The organism is Prauserella sediminis (genome assembly GCF_014195435.1).
Taxonomy (GTDB): domain Bacteria; phylum Actinomycetota; class Actinomycetes; order Mycobacteriales; family Pseudonocardiaceae; genus Prauserella; species Prauserella salsuginis.
Genome location: NZ_JACIBS010000001.1, coordinates 3,723,878 through 3,742,310, shown reverse-complemented (window position 1 = coordinate 3,742,310; position 18,433 = coordinate 3,723,878). Strand labels below are relative to the sequence as shown.

General features: G+C 65.3%; 18 protein-coding genes. 6 read left to right on the top strand and 12 right to left on the bottom strand.

What is annotated here, in order from left to right:
- Nucleotides 1-242: 242 nt before the first annotated feature.
- Nucleotides 243-842 (bottom strand): hypothetical protein, encoded by a 600-nt coding sequence (locus FB384_RS16975; RefSeq protein WP_183784240.1) that lies wholly within the window; start codon nt 840-842, stop codon nt 243-245.
- 330 nt (nt 843-1,172) lie between these two features.
- Here FB384_RS16975 and FB384_RS16970 point away from each other — a divergent pair, with 330 nt between their 5' ends.
- From FB384_RS16970 to FB384_RS16960, 3 genes are read left to right on the top strand one after another with little or no spacing between them, the layout of a single operon-like run.
- Nucleotides 1,173-1,490, top strand: coding sequence for a hypothetical protein (locus FB384_RS16970; protein WP_183785759.1), 318 nt, complete (start codon nt 1,173-1,175; stop codon nt 1,488-1,490).
- Entirely contained in the window at nt 1,487-2,923 is a 1,437-nt protein-coding gene (locus FB384_RS16965) for a sodium:solute symporter family protein (RefSeq protein WP_183784238.1), read from the top strand. The genes FB384_RS16970 and FB384_RS16965 overlap by 4 nt, the downstream gene beginning before the upstream one ends.
- A complete protein-coding gene (locus FB384_RS16960) occupies nt 2,916-4,352 on the top strand; it encodes an amidase (RefSeq protein WP_183784236.1) in 1,437 nt (478 codons plus the stop codon). The genes FB384_RS16965 and FB384_RS16960 overlap by 8 nt, the downstream gene beginning before the upstream one ends.
- Nucleotides 4,353-4,386: 34 nt before the next feature.
- On the opposite strand, the gene FB384_RS16955 is transcribed toward FB384_RS16960, so the two are convergent.
- Complete coding sequence (locus tag FB384_RS16955; RefSeq protein ID WP_183784234.1) at nt 4,387-5,724, bottom strand: aminotransferase class I/II-fold pyridoxal phosphate-dependent enzyme; 1,338 nt, start codon at nt 5,722-5,724, stop codon at nt 4,387-4,389.
- Nucleotides 5,725-5,854: 130 nt separating this feature from the next.
- Here FB384_RS16955 and FB384_RS16950 point away from each other — a divergent pair, with 130 nt between their 5' ends.
- The 3 genes from FB384_RS16950 (at nt 5,855) to FB384_RS16940 (ending at nt 9,985) form a co-directional block, all read left to right on the top strand.
- Nucleotides 5,855-7,204 carry an aspartate aminotransferase family protein gene (locus tag FB384_RS16950; RefSeq protein WP_183784232.1) on the top strand — a complete coding sequence of 450 codons (1,350 nt, stop codon included), beginning with the start codon at nt 5,855-5,857 and terminating at the stop codon, nt 7,202-7,204.
- A gap of 85 nt (nt 7,205-7,289) precedes the next feature.
- A complete protein-coding gene (locus FB384_RS16945; RefSeq protein ID WP_228726050.1) occupies nt 7,290-8,795 on the top strand; it encodes an aldehyde dehydrogenase family protein in 1,506 nt (501 codons plus the stop codon).
- Nucleotides 8,795-9,985: a CaiB/BaiF CoA transferase family protein gene (locus tag FB384_RS16940; protein ID WP_183784230.1), complete on the top strand. Its 1,191-nt coding sequence runs from the start codon at nt 8,795-8,797 to the stop codon at nt 9,983-9,985. Before FB384_RS16945 ends, FB384_RS16940 begins: the two co-directional genes overlap by 1 nt.
- A gap of 796 nt (nt 9,986-10,781) precedes the next feature.
- On the opposite strand, the gene FB384_RS16935 is transcribed toward FB384_RS16940, so the two are convergent.
- The 10 genes from FB384_RS16935 to FB384_RS16890 form a co-directional block, all read right to left on the bottom strand.
- Nucleotides 10,782-11,504 carry a 5-oxoprolinase subunit PxpA gene (locus FB384_RS16935; RefSeq protein ID WP_228726049.1) on the bottom strand — a complete coding sequence of 241 codons (723 nt, stop codon included), beginning with the start codon at nt 11,502-11,504 and terminating at the stop codon, nt 10,782-10,784.
- A 114-nt stretch (nt 11,505-11,618) separates the two neighbouring features.
- Nucleotides 11,619-12,014 carry an SRPBCC family protein gene (locus FB384_RS16930; protein WP_183784226.1) on the bottom strand — a complete coding sequence of 132 codons (396 nt, stop codon included), beginning with the start codon at nt 12,012-12,014 and terminating at the stop codon, nt 11,619-11,621.
- A 17-nt stretch (nt 12,015-12,031) separates the two neighbouring features.
- Nucleotides 12,032-13,393, bottom strand: a complete 1,362-nt coding sequence (locus tag FB384_RS16925; RefSeq protein WP_407676084.1) for an NAD-dependent succinate-semialdehyde dehydrogenase — start codon at nt 13,391-13,393, stop codon at nt 12,032-12,034.
- Between the two features lie 117 nt (nt 13,394-13,510).
- The gene (locus tag FB384_RS16920; protein ID WP_183784224.1) at nt 13,511-13,696 is read right to left on the bottom strand and encodes a tautomerase family protein; all 186 of its coding nucleotides are present in this window, start codon (nt 13,694-13,696) and stop codon (nt 13,511-13,513) included.
- 14 nt (nt 13,697-13,710) lie between these two features.
- Complete coding sequence (locus FB384_RS16915; protein ID WP_183784222.1) at nt 13,711-14,682, bottom strand: 5-oxoprolinase subunit C family protein; 972 nt, start codon at nt 14,680-14,682, stop codon at nt 13,711-13,713.
- The gene (locus FB384_RS16910; protein ID WP_183784220.1) at nt 14,672-15,568 is read right to left on the bottom strand and encodes a 5-oxoprolinase subunit B family protein; all 897 of its coding nucleotides are present in this window, start codon (nt 15,566-15,568) and stop codon (nt 14,672-14,674) included. The genes FB384_RS16915 and FB384_RS16910 overlap by 11 nt, the downstream gene beginning before the upstream one ends.
- A complete protein-coding gene (locus FB384_RS16905; protein WP_183784218.1) occupies nt 15,561-16,937 on the bottom strand; it encodes an acetyl-CoA carboxylase biotin carboxylase subunit in 1,377 nt (458 codons plus the stop codon). Before FB384_RS16905 ends, FB384_RS16910 begins: the two co-directional genes overlap by 8 nt.
- The gene (locus FB384_RS16900; protein ID WP_183784216.1) at nt 16,934-17,182 is read right to left on the bottom strand and encodes an acetyl-CoA carboxylase; all 249 of its coding nucleotides are present in this window, start codon (nt 17,180-17,182) and stop codon (nt 16,934-16,936) included. The genes FB384_RS16905 and FB384_RS16900 overlap by 4 nt, the downstream gene beginning before the upstream one ends.
- 55 nt (nt 17,183-17,237) lie before the next feature.
- Nucleotides 17,238-17,573, bottom strand: coding sequence for a Rieske 2Fe-2S domain-containing protein (locus FB384_RS16895; RefSeq protein WP_183784214.1), 336 nt, complete (start codon nt 17,571-17,573; stop codon nt 17,238-17,240).
- A 63-nt stretch (nt 17,574-17,636) separates the two neighbouring features.
- On the bottom strand, nt 17,637-18,416 hold the full coding sequence (locus FB384_RS16890; RefSeq protein ID WP_323985260.1) for an FAD-binding oxidoreductase: 780 nt from the start codon (nt 18,414-18,416) through the stop codon (nt 17,637-17,639).
- Nucleotides 18,417-18,433: the final 17 nt, after the last annotated feature.

Genomic DNA, 18,433 nt, shown 5'->3' with positions numbered 1-18,433 from the left:
CCCTCCCCTCACCTCACCTCACAGACGAGCCGATCACACCGACTCCAGCAGCTCGTCGGCGTAAGCGGCATGCAGCAGGCAGGCCAGCTCGGCGCCCTGACCAACAGGCGTATCGCCGATCCGTGCGATCGCGAAAACCGTTGCGCTCCTATAGGGAATCGAACCCCGAACCTTCTGATCGGTACGGCGACCACGGCAGACACTCCCCTATCCCGCGACCGGTTCTTATCTGTCGCGGTTCATTACGGCTCCTCGCGACGAGAGAGCGCGTCGATGCTGTCCAGATCAGCCCGAAGTTGGTCGGCGATCTCCGCGTTCGTCGGGGGCGATGGGTCCCGCGGATTCAGTGACCAGGTTCCATCAAGCAGGTTCCTCACCGCAAGATCGGCTTTGCGGAGTCCGTCTTGGATGAGGGCGCCGGACGCCGTTGGAACTAGCTCGTCCCGAAGGGTCATGCCGATCTGCATGATCGTGTCGCACAGGTCGGCTGCGTTGTCCGGATCTTCGTTCATCACGGCTGTGTGGGCAGCGACGGCGAAAGCGGAGATCAGCAGGCCGATGTTCGGCCCGTCCAACGGCAGTGGTGGCAGTGTGTCGTCGTGGGCTTGGGTCTCCTGCACGTTCCGGAACGAGCTACGCGCCAAGGTAGCGGCTGTATCGTCGTCGATGTATTTCAGAGCGCTGCGCCGCTGGATCCGCAGATGTTTGGCGATCGTATCCAAATGGCCGCGCAAGACATCCCGAGCGGCACCAGGTTTCAGGGGCATGCCGCGGGAAGCGAACTCCCGGTCCAACGCTTCTGCGATTCGGAGAAACTTCTCCGTTCGATCAAATTCCGCCACAGCATCGGACTGTACAAGCGCGAACCGACAATCCTCCGCGGATCGGGGCGGCCCGGCCGCTGGACCGTCCGCATTCGCCATCGGCCGCAGCCCTCTTGGTGACCAGTGGTTACGGGGCCGCTAGTTGGTTAGTGATCCACCATCGACACCCTTGCTCAGCTTCGCGCGGCTCGGGTTCCCGGTGTAGCCGGGTTCAGCGGTCGCGTCGACCGCCGCAGCACTCTCAATGTCGACCACTCGGTCACCACCACCACCGTTGCCGCGCGGAGCCGTAGCCACACAGGCACACAGGCACACAGGCACATTTTGTTTGATCACAAAATAGCTATTGTGATCGCGCACAGAAAGCCATTACTTTCAGTGCCCATCGTCGGCGTGCCGGCGATCTGCACCTCACACCATGGAGGTATCGCTGTGCGCCCTATCTATTCGCTTGTTTTCCTGCCGGCCGCGGCATTGCTCGCCACGCCGGTACTGCCGTTCGTGAACCGACCTGCGCTGTGGTTCGGCCTGCCGTCGGTCGTCGTCTGGGTGACCGTGTGGTGCCTGGCCGCCGTGGCGGTAATGCTTCTCATTGATCGCACCATCAGTGCCCGTGAGGCTGCTTCCGGGTTCGACGTCGAGCCGGCCGAGGAGGCTTCGCCATGAACACGGTCCTCGTCGTCACGATCATCGGACTGATCGTCATCGGACTGATCGGTTTCCTGGGCAGCCGCGGGGCGAGTCGTTCCGCGTCCGAATGGAGCGTCGGTGGACGCAGCTTTCCTACCTGGACGATGTGGTTCCTCCAGGCAGGCGAGATCTTCACGACCTTCACCTTCCTGGGCATGGTCTCGCTCGTACTGGCCGGCGGGGTCGCGGCGATGTACGTCCCGATCTATCTGGTGTGCATTCACCTGATGCTGTTCTTCGTCGGGCCGCGGCTCTGGCGCATCAGCAAGGCCCAAGGAAGCGTCGGCCAGGCCGACTTCCTCACCACTCGATACGGCAGCCGCACCCTCGGCTGGCTCTCCGGTCTCATCGGGGTGGTCTTCCTCATCCCGTACCTCCAGCTGCAGGTCGAGGGCATGGGCATCATGGTTCAGCTGGCGACAGGCGATGCCACCTCGGCCAACCTGTCGATGATCGTCGGTGTCGTCATCCTCGTCGCATTCGTGCTCCGCGCCGGTGTCCGCGGGCAGGCCGCGACGGCGTATTTCAAGGACTTCGCTGTCCTGGTCGCGTTGACCTTCCTGGTGATCGTGATCCCGCTCCACTTCACCGATGGCATCGCCGGCACGTTCGACCAGGTCTTGACCACCCGTCCCGAGGCCTTCGTGATCGGTGGCACGACCTTCGACCTCACCTGGTTCATGACCAGTGTCGCGATCAGCGCCATCGGAGGCGGCTTCATCACCACACCCCACACCTGGCAGGCGGTGCTTCCCGCCAACAGCGCCCGGGCCGTGCGACGGAACACCGCGATGCTGCCGCTGTTCACCCTGATGCTCACGCTGCCGACGATCCTGGGCTTCACCGCCCTGGCGATCGACCAGCCCGGCGACCCCAGCGCAGCGCTACTCACGATGGCACGCGACGCCCTGCCGGACTGGGCACTCGGGCTCGTGATCATCGCCGGCGCCGCCACCGCGATGGTGCCCGCGGCGGGAATGCTCATCGGCATGTCGACGATGGTCGCCAGCACACTCGTACCCACACGGACCGACCGCGGCATGGTTCGGGTCCGGCAGTGCGCCGTCGTCCTGATCGGTCTGCTCACACTGGCCTCGGCCCTGCGCGGCTCCGACCTACTGGCCGAACTACTACTGCTGACCTTCAGCGGCCTCGCACAGTTGGCACCGGCCAACGCGCTGGCCATGTTGAAACGACCAGTACGCGCCGCGGCGATCCTCCCGGGGCTGCTGATCGGCGTGGCGATCGTGGCGTGGCTCCAGTTCGGCGGCCTGGACGTCGGCACCTGGAACGTCGGCATCATCGCTCTCGCGATCAACGTCACGATCACCGCACTTCTCTGTGTCCTTATCCCCCGACGGAATCCCAACGTCGCGACCACCACCGATTCGGAGGCAACCCGTGTCTGACCCCGTCAACACCGACCTGCACTACCTCACCGCGACCGATGCCCTGGCGCTGTTCCGGAGTCGGGAGCTGTCGCCGGTGGAGCTGCTCGATGCCGTCATCGAACGTGCGGCCAAGACCGAGCCGGTGATCAACGCCCACTGCGAGGAACTGTTCGACGAAGCCCGCGAGGCTGCCCGTGCCTCGGAGGCCCGTTATCTGGGCCGCGGAGAGCCGCCCCGCGCGCTGGAAGGTATCCCGGTCGCGACCAAGGAGAAGCACGCCATCGCCGGCCGGCCCTCGACCGATGCTGCGGTCCCGTTCGCCGACCGGATGGCCACGGAGTCGGCAGCGGTCGTGGAACGCGTCCAGGCAGCCGGCGGCATCATCCACGCCCGCACGACCACGCCCGAATTCTGTATCGCCTTCAGCACCTACACCCCGCTGTACGGCGTCACCCGAAATCCGTGGCAGCTCGACTGCACCCCCGGCGGCTCCTCCGGCGGCGCGGGCGCCTCCCTCGCTGCGGGCAGCACCATCCTCGCAACGGGCTCGGACATCGGCGGGTCGACCCGCGTTCCGGCGTCGTTCAACGGCGTGGTCGGGTTCAAAGCCCCCTACGGTCGTGTTCCGGGAACCCCGCCGAACAACCTGGACTACTACCGGGGCGACGGTCCGATGGCGCGAACGATCGAGGACACGGTGCTGTTTCAGAACGTGCTTGCCGGCCCGGACTTCCGCGATCACTCCTCCGTCGTACCGAAGCTGACCCTGCCGACCGAACTCGGCGACGTCGCGGGCATGCGGATCGCGTTGAGCATCACGCTCGGCGACTACCCCGTAGAAGCCTCGGTGCGGGAGAACACCATGGCGGTGGCCGAGGCCCTCCGGGCCGGCGGGGCGACCGTCGAGGAAGTCGCGCTGCCCTGGAAATACGAGGAGATCACTCGTACCTGGATCACCCACATCTCCCACACCCTGGGCCCGAATCTGCGGCATGTCGCCGATCAGCACGGCGATCAACTCGCCGACTACACCCTCGCCATGGCCGAGCAGACCCGACGGCACAGTGCCACGCCGTTCGGGGAGGCGATGCAGGCCGAAACCACCCTCCAGCGTGAACTGGCCGAGACAATGGAGGGATTCGACGCACTGATCTGCCCGACCATGGGACTGACCGAATACCCGGCCGACCGGACCGTGTTCGAGCCGCTGCTGGTCGACGGCCATCCGGTCGAACCGCACTTCTCGGCATTCCTCACCCACCCGTTCAACCTCGCCAACCGCTGCCCCGTGCTAGCGGTGCCCAGCGGACACGCGCCCAACGGCGTCCCCACCGGGGTGCAGATCGTCGGACACCCGTACCAGGACGAGGCCGTCTTCCGGGTCGGGAAGGCACTGCAGATCGGCCGCCCGTGGGCGTTCACCACGGACCACCAGCCGAAGTTGTGACCGGTCGCAGGGTCCTCCGAGCCACCGCGGCGACTCAGAGGACCCTGCGACGACGACGGGCGACGCTCGCCCGGGCGAGCTTGTCGGCGACCTCGGCGTGATTCTCCCGCAGCCTCCCGCACGCTACGCGGATGTGATCGTGCGGAAGCGGCTCAGTCAGGAACGCCGAGCCGGGGGTTGCAGCGATCCCTTGCAGCACCAGAGAGATCAGCGCCTCATGTTCGTCGTGGACCGGCAACCAGATATTGGTGCCATCACGGCCGTAGGCATGGACGTCCCTGTCGGCCAGTTCGTCGAGGAGCCGCTGGCGACGATGTGCGTACTCCTCGCGTGCGGCGGCGACAGCGGCCTGTGATTCGGTGTCGGTGAGAAGGAACAGAACCAGCGATTGAAGCAGTCGACTTGTCCACCCTGGACCGAGGTGACGCCGACGCATCAGAGCTGTCAACGGCCCTTCGGCCCCTCCGACGGCAGCCATGCGCAAATCCGGGCCGTACGACTTGGAGAACCCACGAACGAGGACGGTGCGCTCGGGTAGATGCTCACCCAGGCTGCGACTGGGGGTGGTGCAGATGCCGGGCGAATGGTCGTCCTCGATGACCAGTGCGGCGCTGTTACGCAGGACGTGCGCGAGCTGCTCCCCGCGGTCGGGGCTCATGCTGTGCCCCGAGGGGTTCTGTGCGTGGGGTTGGATCAGGACGAGGTCGGCGTCCCTCTCGCGCAGCGCCTCGGCCAACTGGTCGGGCAACAGACCCTCCTCGTCGGTCGGCAACCCGACGATCTCGGCCGCATGCAGTTCCAGCAGGTCGAGAATGGGAGGGAACGTGGGGTTTTCCACCAGCACTCGGGTGCCGGGGCGAATCAGCGCCGACAACAGGCGGTCGACGGCGTCCATGGCGCCGTCGACCATGGTCAGTGCCTGCGGAGTGAACGGCCAATCCGCCCGCAGCACCTCCTCGAGCTCGGGCAGCACCGGCGGGTCGAAATAGCTGGCAGTACGCGGTTCCACACTCAGATGTGACAGGGCGCCGCGCAGGTCGGGCAGTAGCTGAGGATCCGGGACCCCTTCGGAGAGATCGAGCAGGGACTCCGTGTTCTCCGGATGGATCTCGCTGAATCGTGTGGTGCCCTCGATCGGCGTCGGCCGACGCACGGTCGTGCCGCGTCTGCCGTCGGTCTGCACCATGCCCGAGCGTCGCAGTCGTTGCCACGCCGCGGACACGGTCGCCGGACTCGTCCCCAACTCCCGGGCAAGAGTGCGCACCGGAGGCAGTCGATCCCCCGCGGCCAACTTCCCCTGCGTGATCAGCGTTCCGACCGCCTTGGCTATTCCGTCGGCGCTGGGATCACTGACGTGCGCTGCTATCTCCATAGAAACTTTATACAGTAACAAAATATCTATTGTCTAGCCATAGTTGCGTACATAGTCTGAGTTGCAGATCTCGGATAAGGAATCCAAAACCGCGGGTGCGCACGGCACACGCCAGCAAGGAGACAGGCCGATGAATCACGAGTTCAGCACAGTCGGACAGCGCGTTCGCGACGACGATCGGCGGCATGTGTTCCACTCGTGGTCCGCACAAGGCCACATCGATCCCATCCCTGTCGCGGGTGCGTCGGGATCATGGTTCTGGGATTACGACGACAACCAGTATCTGGATTTTTCCTCGCAGCTGGTGAATCAGAATCTGGGCCACTCACATCCACGGCTGGTGCGAGCCTTGCAAGAGCAGGCCGAACAACTGGCCTACATCGCCCCGTCGTTTGCCGCCGAGCCTCGCAGTACCGCAGCCCGGATGATCGCCGAGCGCGCCCCGACAGGCCTGGATCAGGTGTTCTTCACCAACGGCGGCGCGGACGCGAACGAGCATGCGGTGCGCATGGCACGGCTGTACACGGGTCGGCACAAGGTGCTGAGCACCTACCGCTCCTATCACGGGGCGACCACCGGAGCCGTCACGCTCACCGGCGATCCCCGCCGCTGGTCCAACGAACCGGGGATGCCCGGAGTCGTTCACTTCTTCGGGCCCTACCTCTACCGGTCCGCCTTCGGCGCCGACAACGAAACCGACGAGTGCAGGCTCGCGCTGCAGCACCTCGAGCAGGTGATCACGCTGGAAGGCTCCGACACCGTCGCGGCCGTGCTGTTGGAGAGCGTGGTGGGCACGAACGGGGTCCTCGTGCCACCCGAGGGCTACCTCGCCGGTGTCCGCGAGCTGTGCGACCGCTACGGCATCGCGCTGATCTGCGACGAGGTCATGGTCGGGTTCGGCCGGCTCGGCCACTGGTTCGCCTGCGACGCGTGGTCGGTCACTCCTGACCTCATCACCTTTGCCAAAGGCGTCAACTCCGGCTACGTCCCGCTGGGCGGGGTTGTCATCGCGCGCGACATCGCGGATCACTTCGCAGCACGGCCCTTTCCCGGAGGGCTGACCTACTCCGGTCACCCGCTGGCCTGCGCGGTCGCCGTCGAGCACATCAAGGTGATCGAGGACGAGCAACTGTTGCCGCGGGTGCGCTCCCTCGGAACACGGCTCCATGCCGAGCTCACAGCGCTGGCAGAACGCCACCCGAGCGTGGGCGAGATCCGCGGCATGGGACTGATGTGGGCACTCGAACTGGTCCGGGACCGAGAGTCCCGCGAGCCGATGGTGCCGTTCAACGCGACCGGCGAGGCGAACCAACCCATGGCCACGATCACCGCCTCGTGTCGAGACCGAGGGGTCTGGCCCTTCCAGCACTTCAATCGACTGCACATCTGTCCCCCGCTGAACATCTCGGACGAGGAGCTCAGCCACGGCCTCGCGGCTTACGACGAGGCACTGAAAGTGGCCGACGAATACGTCGCATAACGCGCGGGCCTCGACCCACGGCACTGAAAACCCCCACGACCGACAACCACGCTGACCGCCCCGGTCAGTGATCACGAGGTGCGCGATGACGATCACCCGTTCCCAAGAGCACACGAACATGACCACAGAGGACACCCCCGGCACCGAGCTGATGCTGGTAGGTGGTGACTGGATAGCCGCCGCGGACGACCGGTGGATCGACGTCGAAAGCCCACGCGATGGCAGCATCATCGGACGGGTTCCGCGGGGCTCGACAACCGAGGTGGAACAGGCAGTTTCCGCGGCAGCCACGGCCTACAAGTCGTGGAGCACACTCCCCCCGCGGGAGCGTGGTGAGGCGATACGGCTGATCGCCGCTGCGGTCGAGCCGGAGATCGAACGCATCGCCCGCCTAGCATCGCTGGAGAACGGCAACGCATTGCGCACCCAGTCACGCGGCGAGGCTCGCTTCGTCGTGGACTGCTTCCGTTATTTCGGCGGCCTCGCCCAGGAAGCCAAAGGCGAAACCATCCCGCTGAACCCAGGCGTGTTGGACTACACGCGCCGGGAGCCGCTTGGCGTCGTCGGCGCCATCGTCCCCTGGAACGCGCCCTTGATGCTCTCCACGCTGAAGATCTCGCCGGCACTGGTCGCCGGGAACACCATGGTGCTCAAGGTTGCCGAGGACGCTCCCCTGGCGGTGTTGGCCCTCGCCCGCATCTGCCAGAAGTTCCTCCCAGCGGGCGTGCTCAACGTGGTCTCCGGCTACGGCGAGGAAGCCGGTGAAGCACTCATCAACCACCCCGGCGTCGCGAAGCTGTCGTTCACCGGGTCCACCGCGGTCGGACGCCGGGTGATGCAAGCCGGCGCCGAGCGCATCACCCCGGTCTCGCTCGAGCTCGGAGGGAAGAGCCCCCAGATCGTCTTCCCCGACGCCGACGCCGACTGGGTCGCACGGGGCGTCATGGCCGGCATGCGGTTCTTTCGCCAGGGCCAGTCCTGTACCGCAGGCTCACGCGTGTTCGTGCACGAACGCATCTATGACTCGTTCGTGGCGCGGCTGGTCGAATCGCTGCGCACCGTCACCGTGGGCGACCCGCTCGACGAGTCCAGCGACATCGGCGCCCTCGTCAGCGCCACGCAGTACCAGCGCGTTTGCAACTACATCGAGGACGGCATGAACCAGGACGGCGCGCAGCTCGCCCTCGGGGGACTGCCCCCATCCGAGGGGCCACTGGCGGAGGGCTACTACGTCGAACCCACCGTGTTCACGGGCGTCGACAACACGTGGCGGATCGCTTCCGAAGAGATCTTCGGGCCGGTCGTGTGTGTCATCCCGTGGCGCGACGAGGCCGACGTGGTGCGGATGGCCAACGACACCCACTACGGACTGGCCGGTTTCGTGTGGACGAACGACCTCGGAGCCGGGCTGCGCACGGCGCACGCGTTGGAGGCCGGCTGGGTACAGGTCAACCAGGGCGGCGGGCAGGTGCTGGGCCAGTCCTACGGCGGATTCAAACAAAGCGGCATCGGCCGGGAGTTCTCGCTGGAGGGCATGCTCGAGAGCTACACAGCACGCAAGCACGTGTCGGTCGGCCTGGGGAACAACTGATGGAAGGCGAATCCACACCGGCCGCCGCGGACGGCCCGCTGCAGGGAATCACCGTGATCGACCTGAGCAGGGCACTGGCCGGGCCCCACGCCGCGATGATGCTCGGCGACCTCGGCGCCCGCGTCATCAAGGTGGAAACCCCGAACGGCGGCGACGAGTCGCGCAGCTGGGGCACCATCGTCGGACCCGCCGAAAACCCCGAGTCGACCTACTTCCTGTCCTGCAACCGCAACAAGGAATCCGTCACCGCAGACCTGAAAACCACCGACGGCGTCGAGCTGCTGACCCGCCTCACCCAGACCGCCGACGTGCTCATCGAGAACTTCCGGCCGGGCGTCATGGACCGCCTCGGCTTCTCGGCCACGCGGCTGCACCAGCTCAACCCACGGCTGGTGGTGCTCTCCATCAGCGGCTTCGGCCACGACGGACCCCAGGGCGGACGGGCAGGCTACGACCAGATCGCGCAGGGCGAGGCCGGGCTGATGAGTCTGACCGGTCCGGACGCCGAGACACCATTGCGCGTCGGCACCCCGATCGGGGACGTGCTCGCCGGAATGTACGGCGCGTTCGGTGTCGTCGCGGCCCTACAGGGCCGTGAACGAACCGGCCAGGGCGACATCGTCCGCACCTCCCTGCTCGGCGCGATCGTGGGCGTACACGCCTTCCACGGCACCCGCTACACCGTCGCCGGCGAAGTCGGCCACGGCACCGGAAACCAACACCCCGCCATCGCGCCATACGGACTGTTCCACTGCGCAGACGGGGCACTCCAAGTAGCGGTCGCCAACGACGGCCTGTGGCGCAAGTTCTGCGACATCGTCGACCTGAACGCCGACGACCCGCGCTTCGTGAACAACGCAGCCCGCTTCACCCACCGCGACGACCTGACCACCGACATCGAGCAACGACTCGCGACCAACACCCGCAGCCACTGGCTCAAACTCCTCGACGACGCCGGCATCCCGTGCGGCCAAGTGCGCTCACTCGACCAGGTCTACAACGACGAGCAGACCCGCTCGCAGGGCCTTCTCCTCACTGTCGAACACGACGCACTCGGCGAGATCACCATCCCCGGACCGCCCCTCCGATTCCAACACAATCCCCGACGCGCACACACCGCTCCACCACAACTCGGCCAACACAACACGACCGTCCGAACCTGGCTGAAAGACATCGACCACGTCCACTGACGAACTCCCAGGAGAGACTCACTCGAGGCACGTGCACAGCCGCCAACCGCCGGACCTCGTAGGCCTGCCCGGCTGTCCAACGTCTGCGTGTGCCCATCGAAGGCGCTGGCCACAATGAGCTCGGCTTGCGCGTGCCGACCGCCTACTCGAACTACCGCGAACGCCCCGACATTTCACCGAATCGACGAAAAGTGCGCCAAACACGCCCCGGCCAGCGGGACTAGCGCAAGCGCATAAAAGGCACGCACCTCGGCCTCGGGAAGCAGAGCGCGCTGCCGAGCACGCCACCGAGGACCAGCCATCCCCAGGTGCACCGATATGGCGTTGAGCGGAACGAGCACCCAGCTCCCATCCAGGTTCAGATTCGATCAGCACACCATCACCACGACATCGGCCGAGGCGCCTACGGCCTAACTTGTCGATCGGTGATAGGCGACCACGGGAACTGTCCCAGTTCCGCCTTGTGCGACCGCGTGTCCGGTGTGGTGATGCGGCGTTGCGTCCACTGCCCGCCGGTTGGACCGGGATGGAGCCGCCGTAGCAGTAGTCCGGCCCGGGAGAACCGACCGCATGGTGGAGGGCCGCAGCGATGTGAGCGGTGCAGGCCTTGTCGTTCCTGAAGAAGCCGGCGATTATCGGCCCCCAGCTCGACCGCCCGCCACGGTCCTGGTACGGGGTACTGGGGAATCAGACCACGCTCCACCTTTGGGCGACAACCCGACCGGAGCCGTCGCGCTCATCCCCTACCGACCGAGCGACGTTTTGGCCTTGGCGATACGGACCAGCTCGACAGTGTTCAGCCATGAGCCGACAGCACACCACGAACCGCCTTGGCGATGTCGACGGCGTTCGGCGTATCGGAGTGCACGCAGATGGAGTCGACCCTGATCGCGAACTCTTCGCCGGTGACCGCCGTGGCGATCCCGTCGGCCAGCGCGCGCTTCGCGCGTTCGGTCGCCTCGTCGACCGGAGTCGCGTGCGGCCTGCGCGCGACGATAAGACTGCCATCGGCACGGTAACCGAGGTCCACGTAGAACTCCGCGACGAAAGGCACGTCCAGCTTCCTGGCGGCCTTCTCGTGCTCACTGCTCGCGATGCCGAACAACGGAACCTCGTAGTCGGCGGCTACCCTCGCGACCGCCTCGGCGATTTCCGGCTCGCGTGCGGACATTCCGTACAGCGACCCATGCGCCTTGATGTGGTCGAGCTCGGCTCCTTCCGCCCTGAGGAAGGCGACGATCACGCCGACCTGATACCGGACGATGTCCTCCGCCTCATCCGGAAGCAGCTTCATCTCGCGACGACCGAACCCGACCAGGTCCGGCAGTCCCGGATGTGCCCCGACGGTGACGCCACCCGCAACGGCCTTGGCCACCGTCTCACGAATGCCGGTCGGATCACCCGCGTGGAATCCACAGGCCACGTTCGCCGTGTCGATGAGACTGACAAGCTCGTCATCGTTGCCGAACGAGTGGATACCGAAGGACTCACCCATGTCCGAGTTCAGAGAAACCATCATGTCCCCTCTCAAGGAAGTCTGCGCTGTTACGACTGAGAACCAGGTTCGGGCACGGGCCCGGGGCCCGCTATCCGCGTCACGGACAACTTCGTCGCGTTCGATTGGCCGGTTCGCTCACGAGCCCGATGCGACCCGAGCGAGGTTCGAAACGGCCTCCTCGATCGCCGGGCCGAAGGCGTCCGCGAGGTCCGGCGGCTCGATGTCGGTGCTGTAGACAACCGCACACTTCCTCGGACCAAGTTCGAGCACGTCGACTGTACCGAGGTGGGCCTCAATAGGCAGGTCCCCACCAACGACCCGATATTGGAACCGACGAAGTGCCGGATCACAGGTAACGACTTCTTCCTGCAGCCGGGCCCCGTCCTGGAGCGTGACAGTCCGATATGAACCGTTCCCGTCGGACTGAGTGATCGCCGGAAACCAGGCACTGATAGCGGGCGCGTCACTCACGATCCGCCATACGGATTCCGCATCGCGGTTCACCACCGCGTGAGACCGTACAGTAGCCATCATCATCGACCTTTCGTCTACCAATGCGCCGCGAGGTACGTCGTCTCCAGGTACTCGTTGATCCCTTCGAAACCGCCCTCACGTCCGAGACCGGACTGCTTCATTCCACCGAAAGGCGCTGCCGGGTCGGAGATGGCGCCCCTGTTGACGCCGACCATGCCGCATTCAAGGCGTTGACCGACACTCAGCGCCCTGCCGAGGTTCCCGGAGTACACGTAGGCCGCCAGGCCCATCTCCGTCGCGTTCGCGAGGCGAACCGCGTCGTTCTCGTCAGCCACCTCGATGATCGGCGCAACAGGGCCGAAGGTCTCCTCGGTAGCGAGTCTGCATTCACGATCGACCTCCCCGAGTACCGTCGCGGGGAAGTAACATCCCGGCCCCTCGACCGGAGCCCCGCCGGTGTGTACGACGGCACCGTCCGCGATCGCTTCGGTTACCCGATCCGCGATGTCGTACTGTCGTTTCGCATTGATCACCGGGCCGAGTTTGGTGGTGTCGTCGGTCGCCGGGCCGAGTTCGAGGGCGGCCATACGCTCCGTGAGTCGTTCGGTGAACTCGTGCTTTACCGCTGTGTGGACAAGAAACCGGTTAGCCGCCGTACACGCCTGTCCCCCGTTGCGCATCTTGGCGAACATCGCGCCGTCAACGGCCGCTTCGAGGTCGGCGTCGTCCAATACGATGAACGGCGCGTTGCCACCGAGTTCCAGCGAGCAGTTGACGATCCGATCCGCCGACTTCGCCACCAGCCGGCGGCCGACGGGGGTAGAGCCGGTAAAAGAAAGCTTCCGAACCCTGCCGTCCCCGAGCGCCCATTCAACGAACTCGGCGGGCCGGTCCGTCGGCAGCACCGAGACCACCCCTTCCGGAGCTCCCGCCCGGCCGAGCAGGTCCGCCAGGTAGAGCGCGGTGAGCGGGGTGTCCTCTGCGGGTTTGAGTACCATGGTGCAACCGGCGGCCAGTGCCGGCGCGATCTTCCGTGTTGCCATCGCAGCGGGAAAGTTCCACGGCGTGAGCAACAGGGAAACGCCGACCGGACGGTGCACGGTGAGGATCGTGTTGTTTCCACTCGGCGCGCGCCGCAGGGATCCGCCAACACGCACGGTCTCCTCGGAGAACCATCGGAAGAACTCCGCGGCGTAGCGGACCTCGGCGTGCGCGTCGGCGGCCGTCTTGCCCATCTCCAGCCGCATGATGCTCGCGATCACATCGTGCTCGGCAACCATCAGCTCGTACGCCGCCCGTAGCACTTCTGCGCGATCGCGTGGCGCACGCTCCCACCAACGCGGCAACGCACGGTCGGCGGCTTCCACCGCAGCGCTGACATCGGCTTTTGTGGCACAGGGAACTTCGGCGATCGTTTTGCCGTTCGACGGATTCACCACACCGAATGCCGGACCGGTCGTCCGGCATTCGACCGGGTGCGGCAATGCGGGTTCAGCAATCTTGATGGAGCGCGTGTCGGGGCACACGGCGTACCTTCCTGATGCGTGGCGTGGTCACTTGTCCGAGAACAACTTGCCGGCGCGAGCCCAGTCGCTCGTGTCCACGTCGGTGAACACGATGCCGACCGATTCCGGCTCACATCGACCTATCCGGCAGATCTCGTTGGTCAGCGCCTCGGCGAGCTCGCGCTTCTGTTCGGCGGTACGTCCCTCGAACCAGTGGATCTGTACGTGTGGCACTGCGGCCTTCCCTTCTACTCAGCGAACAACGTCATCGCGCGGCGCAGACGTTGTTGATATCCATTGCGGGCGGAGAGCGCTTCGTCGATCGAGACCTCGACGAAGCGGGTCTTGGTATTCGGCGCGGACTGCGCCACGATGTCGAGGTCACAGCTGATCACGGTGCCGACCATCATGTAGCCACCCGCCGACACGGCGTCGCGGTGCAGGATGATGGGCTCCACACCGCCAGGTATCTGGATCGAACCGATCGGATACGGTGCGTCCACGATGTTCGACGGGTCCTGCCCGGCACCGAACGGCGGAGTGCGCTCGATCATCTCGAGCTCGGCGCCGGTGTACCGAAACCCGACCCGGTCCGCGACCGGGGTCAGCGTCCATGTGCTGTCCAGGAAGTTCTTTCGTCCAGCCGGGGCCAGCAGGTGGTCGTAGAGCCCCATCACTACCCGGACCTCCACCTCGTTTCCGAGAGCAGGACGCAGGTCTTCGGGCAGCGACCGCCCCGGTTGGCCGGCCACACCCATTCCGGTCTCCAGTACATCCCCGTCGGCAATTCTGCGGCCGTCGACGCCGCCGAGCCCGGCTACCGCGTACGTCGATCGGCTACCGAGCACGGGAGGCACCTGCACTCCTCCGGCGACCGCGATGTATCCGCGCGCACCGTCGGTGACGAACCCGAAATCGAGCACATCGCCGGCTTTCACCGGGAACGACTCCCACAAGGGGCGTGGTTCGCCGTTCACCCGCGGAGGCATCGCGGCTCCGCTCACCGCGACCACCGAGTCGTGGCTGAACGCGAGTTCTGGCCCCATGTAGGTACATTCGAGCGCGGCCGCGTCGGCCGGGTTGCCGACGAGCAGGTTTCCTACCGCATAGGCGTATTGGTCGAGCGCGCCGGACGGCGGGATACCCACGTCGTAGTATCCGTTACGACCGTAGTCCTGGGTGGTCGTGGCCAGCCCCGCTTTCCGGACCTCAATCGGCATCGAGCACCTCCAGCAGGCGGGCGTTGAATTCGTCGGTGTCCTCCAGGTAGCGCCGTGGATGAAACTCGACCTGCCGCGCGCGGATCGTGTACCTACCCGCCTCCACCTCTTTCACGTAGTCGTCGTATCTGTCTCTGTCGATCGGGGTGAACTTGACGATGTCGCCTGGCCGGAAGTAGACCATGAAGTCGTCGAAGTCCGGCATGGATAGTGTCGAATCGTAGATTGGCGACGGTGTGATCCCGAACATTTGATAACCTCCAGCGCCACGCACGGAGTACACACACCCGAAGCACCCCCCGTGGCCCACGGTCTGCTTCGGCGTGTCCGTTCGCGGTCGGAGGTACTTCGGCACGACGAGCTGCCGCTCCTGCGGGACCATCTGGAACATAAAAGGAAGTCCGGTCACGAAGCCGACCATTGAGGTGAACCAGGGCGACCGGGAGTGCACCTCGATGAACTCATCGACGCCGGACAGCCCGTTGATACGTGCCGCGTACTCGATGTCCGTGGATTCCGGATCCTGATGACGGTCGCGAAAGCGCATCAGGGTCTCCGTGGTCCAGGGGTCCTGGTAGAGAACCGGAATCTCCAGGATACGCGTCGAGAGGCTGAACTCGGTCGCGTCGCCGACCTGCTTCTCGATCTCCTTGAGTTGAGCAAGCAACGCCCGCGGTTCGATGACATCCGGGTTGTATCGCACCTGGTATGAGGCATTCGCCGGGCAGATCTCCAGTATCCCGTCCGGGCGATTCTTACGCAGCGAGGTGGTGATGGCCATCGACTTGATATGCGCCGGCAGGCTCATCGATTCAGCCATTTCCACGAAGATGTGCTCATCACCGCCCCAGCTGTAGCGTGTGGTATCGGCGACTGCACTACTCATCAACGCCCTCCTGACTGGTGCTGCGCGCGCCGTCCTCGAGCCATCGCTCGAGGGATCCCGTGTCGAAATCCGCTTCGGCGAACCAAGGCTGCGAAAGCAGTTCGTCCAAGAACCCGGTCGTTGTCGGGACACCGTCGACCACGAACTCGGCCAGCGCGCGCTTCGCACGCCGGATTGCCGTGCCACGGTCCTCACCCCACACGATCAGCTTGCCGACCAGGGAGTCGTAGAAGGGTGGGACCTGGCTCCCCGGTGCAAGCCAGGAATCGGTTCGAACCCACGGCCCACCCGGCAGTTCGACATGGTCGATCTTTCCCGGACCTGGCAGGAATCCGCGTTTCGGGTCCTCCGCACATATCCGCGACTCGATAGCGTGCCCGGACACCGTGATATCGCTTTGGCGCAGCCAGAGCGGTTCCCCGGCGGCGATGCGCAGTTGTGCAGCCACGAGGTCGATACCGGTGATCAACTCCGTCACCGGATGTTCAACCTGGATACGGGTGTTCATCTCGATGAAGAAGAACTCACCGGTCTCATCGTCGACGAGGAACTCGCAGGTACCCGCGTTTCGGTACCCGACCTGCTTGCAGAGCCGTACCGCCGCTTCCGCCATGTCACCGCGTACCGCGCCGGTGATACCCGGTGATGGCGCCTCCTCGATCACCTTCTGGCGACGGCGCTGCAACGAGCATTCCCGTTCGTAGAGATGCACGGCGTCGTCACCATCGCCGAGTACCTGTACCTCGACATGGCGCGCACTGCGTACGAAACGCTCCAGGTACATCCTTCCGTCGCCGAAAGCCTTCGCGGCCTCGCTCGACGCAGTCGGGAAGTCGGTCGAGAGCTCGTCCTCGTTCTCCACCACCCGGATGCCACGGCCACCACCTCCGGCGGCGGCTTTCAGCATGATCGGGTAACCGACCTCACCTGCCGCCTCGATGGCCTCCGCCAGGTCCGTGGTGCCCTCCCACGTACCGGGTACCGTCGGTACGCCGGCCTCGCCGGCCACTTGCCGCGCGCGCACTTTGTCGCCCATCTGATCGATCACGGCGGCGTCGGGACCGACGAAGGTCAACCCGGCGTCGGCCACCGCGGCTGCGAACGAGGCTCGCTCGGATAGGAAGCCATAGCCAGGATGGACCGCGTCGCAACCGGATTCCCTCGCGGCGCGTACCAGCGCGTCCGTATCAAGATAGCTCTTGGTCGCCGGCGCGGGACCGATGTGCACGACCTCGTCGGCGATCCTGGCATGTTTGGCCTCGATATCGGCATCGCTTGCCACGGCCACCGTCTGGATTCCCAGATCACGTGCCGCGCGGATGATGCGTACCGCGATCTCGCCACGGTTGGCTATCAGTAACCGTTTCATGAGCTGACCTCGATCGACATCAGCACCTCACCGGCATTCACGACCGACTCGTTCTCGGCGCCGATCTCCACCACTTTCCCCGCCACGCCAGCCGTGATTGGGTGGAACGATTTCATCACCTCGACAAGCCCGATGGTGTCGGCCTCCGCGACCATCTGCCCTACCTCCACATACGCGGGAATCGTCGGCTCAGGACTGCGATAGAACACCCCCGGAATCGGGGACTGCACCTCATGTAGGGACATCGTGGGTGTCTCCTCATCGTCGTTGATTCGGAATGGTTGAAATTCGGCGTCCGTGTCAGGAGTGCGCGACCTTGGGTGTGTCGCCGTCCGGATCGATGTACACGTCGTCGCCGTCGAGCTTCACCGGATACCGCGCGAGGCGGGCGTGGTCCGGGTTGATCCCTTCGCACGTCGTCAGGTCAAAACGCCACAAGTGTGCTTTGCAAGTCAGCGTCGTACTCTCGAGCTCCCCTTCCACCAGCTCGATCTGCTGATGCGGGCAGATTGCCTGGGTGGCGACGACGTCGCCGCCGTCAAGATGAGCGACTAGCACCTCCTTGTCGCCGACGTCGAAGGACTCCATCTCGCCCTCCCAGATGTCATCCAGGGTGCATACTCGAACGAATCCCATAGCCAGGACGCTCCTTAGTGCTCGGTTTCAAACGCGCGGGACGCGAGCATGCGCCGTGCCCCTCTAGCAGAATCGGTCGAAATGCAGCCGGTCCGCATCGACACCGCGCTCCACGACAAGGGACCTGGCCAGCTGTTCGGTCATCGCGGACGGACCAGCGGCGTAGAAGGTGAAGCTCTCCAACGACTCTCCGAGATCGGTGACGACCGCCTCATGCACGAAGCCCGGATACGCTCCCTCGACCAGTGCGTTACCCGCCGAACCGCCGCCCTGTACGACTTCCTCGGACAGCGCGGTGTGAATCTGCAGAGAATTCAACCTGCGGGCGGCCATCTCCACCGGCGCCGGCACCACGAGGTCGGCCGCGTTCCGTGCCCCGATGAACAAATGCACGGTCCGATTCTCGGCGCCCGGTTGAGCGGCAGCCCCGAGTACCACACTCACCATGGCGCCGAGACCGGAACCGCCACCGACACACACGATGTCGCGTCCATCATCTGGACGCAGGTAGGCGTTGCCGAACGGGCCGTCGAGAGTCACGGTTGCGCCGGGCTCCAGCTTGTCGAAAAGCAGCGAGCTGGCGTGGCCGTTCGGTGTCCGCTTGATGACGAACCGCCAGTGGCCGTGGCAGTTGCTGACGTTGCTCATCGAGTACGCCCGCTCGACCTCCCCGTCGGGCAGGTGAATCATCGCGTACTGGCCCGGTGTAAAGGCGGCAGGATTCGCCGTCTGGAACGTGAACTCGGCCATGTCGGCGGTGAGCGGCTGCACTTCCTTCAACGTCGCTGCTTGCCTGATCGGCCGGTGGGCGCGCAGACCGCCGCCCACCCCTATCCTGATCACGCAATTGGACCTCGGTT

What these genes read in the sequence shown, in the direction of transcription:
- FB384_RS16935 (WP_228726049.1), bottom strand. Translation starts at nt 11,504, where the DNA reads ATGATGGTTTCTCTGAACTCGGACATGGGTGAGTCCTTCGGTATCCAC.
- FB384_RS16945 (WP_228726050.1), top strand. Translation starts at nt 7,290, where the DNA reads ATGACGATCACCCGTTCCCAAGAGCACACGAACATGACCACAGAGGAC.
- FB384_RS16900 (WP_183784216.1), bottom strand. Translation starts at nt 17,182, where the DNA reads ATGTCCCTACATGAGGTGCAGTCCCCGATTCCGGGGGTGTTCTATCGC.
- FB384_RS16910 (WP_183784220.1), bottom strand. Translation starts at nt 15,568, where the DNA reads ATGAGTAGTGCAGTCGCCGATACCACACGCTACAGCTGGGGCGGTGAT.
- FB384_RS16955 (WP_183784234.1), bottom strand. Translation starts at nt 5,724, where the DNA reads ATGGAGATAGCAGCGCACGTCAGTGATCCCAGCGCCGACGGAATAGCC.
- FB384_RS16965 (WP_183784238.1), top strand. Translation starts at nt 1,487, where the DNA reads ATGAACACGGTCCTCGTCGTCACGATCATCGGACTGATCGTCATCGGA.
- FB384_RS16940 (WP_183784230.1), top strand. Translation starts at nt 8,795, where the DNA reads ATGGAAGGCGAATCCACACCGGCCGCCGCGGACGGCCCGCTGCAGGGA.
- FB384_RS16915 (WP_183784222.1), bottom strand. Translation starts at nt 14,682, where the DNA reads ATGCCGATTGAGGTCCGGAAAGCGGGGCTGGCCACGACCACCCAGGAC.
- FB384_RS16905 (WP_183784218.1), bottom strand. Translation starts at nt 16,937, where the DNA reads ATGAAACGGTTACTGATAGCCAACCGTGGCGAGATCGCGGTACGCATC.
- FB384_RS16930 (WP_183784226.1), bottom strand. Translation starts at nt 12,014, where the DNA reads ATGGCTACTGTACGGTCTCACGCGGTGGTGAACCGCGATGCGGAATCC.
- FB384_RS16895 (WP_183784214.1), bottom strand. Translation starts at nt 17,573, where the DNA reads ATGGGATTCGTTCGAGTATGCACCCTGGATGACATCTGGGAGGGCGAG.
- FB384_RS16950 (WP_183784232.1), top strand. Translation starts at nt 5,855, where the DNA reads ATGAATCACGAGTTCAGCACAGTCGGACAGCGCGTTCGCGACGACGAT.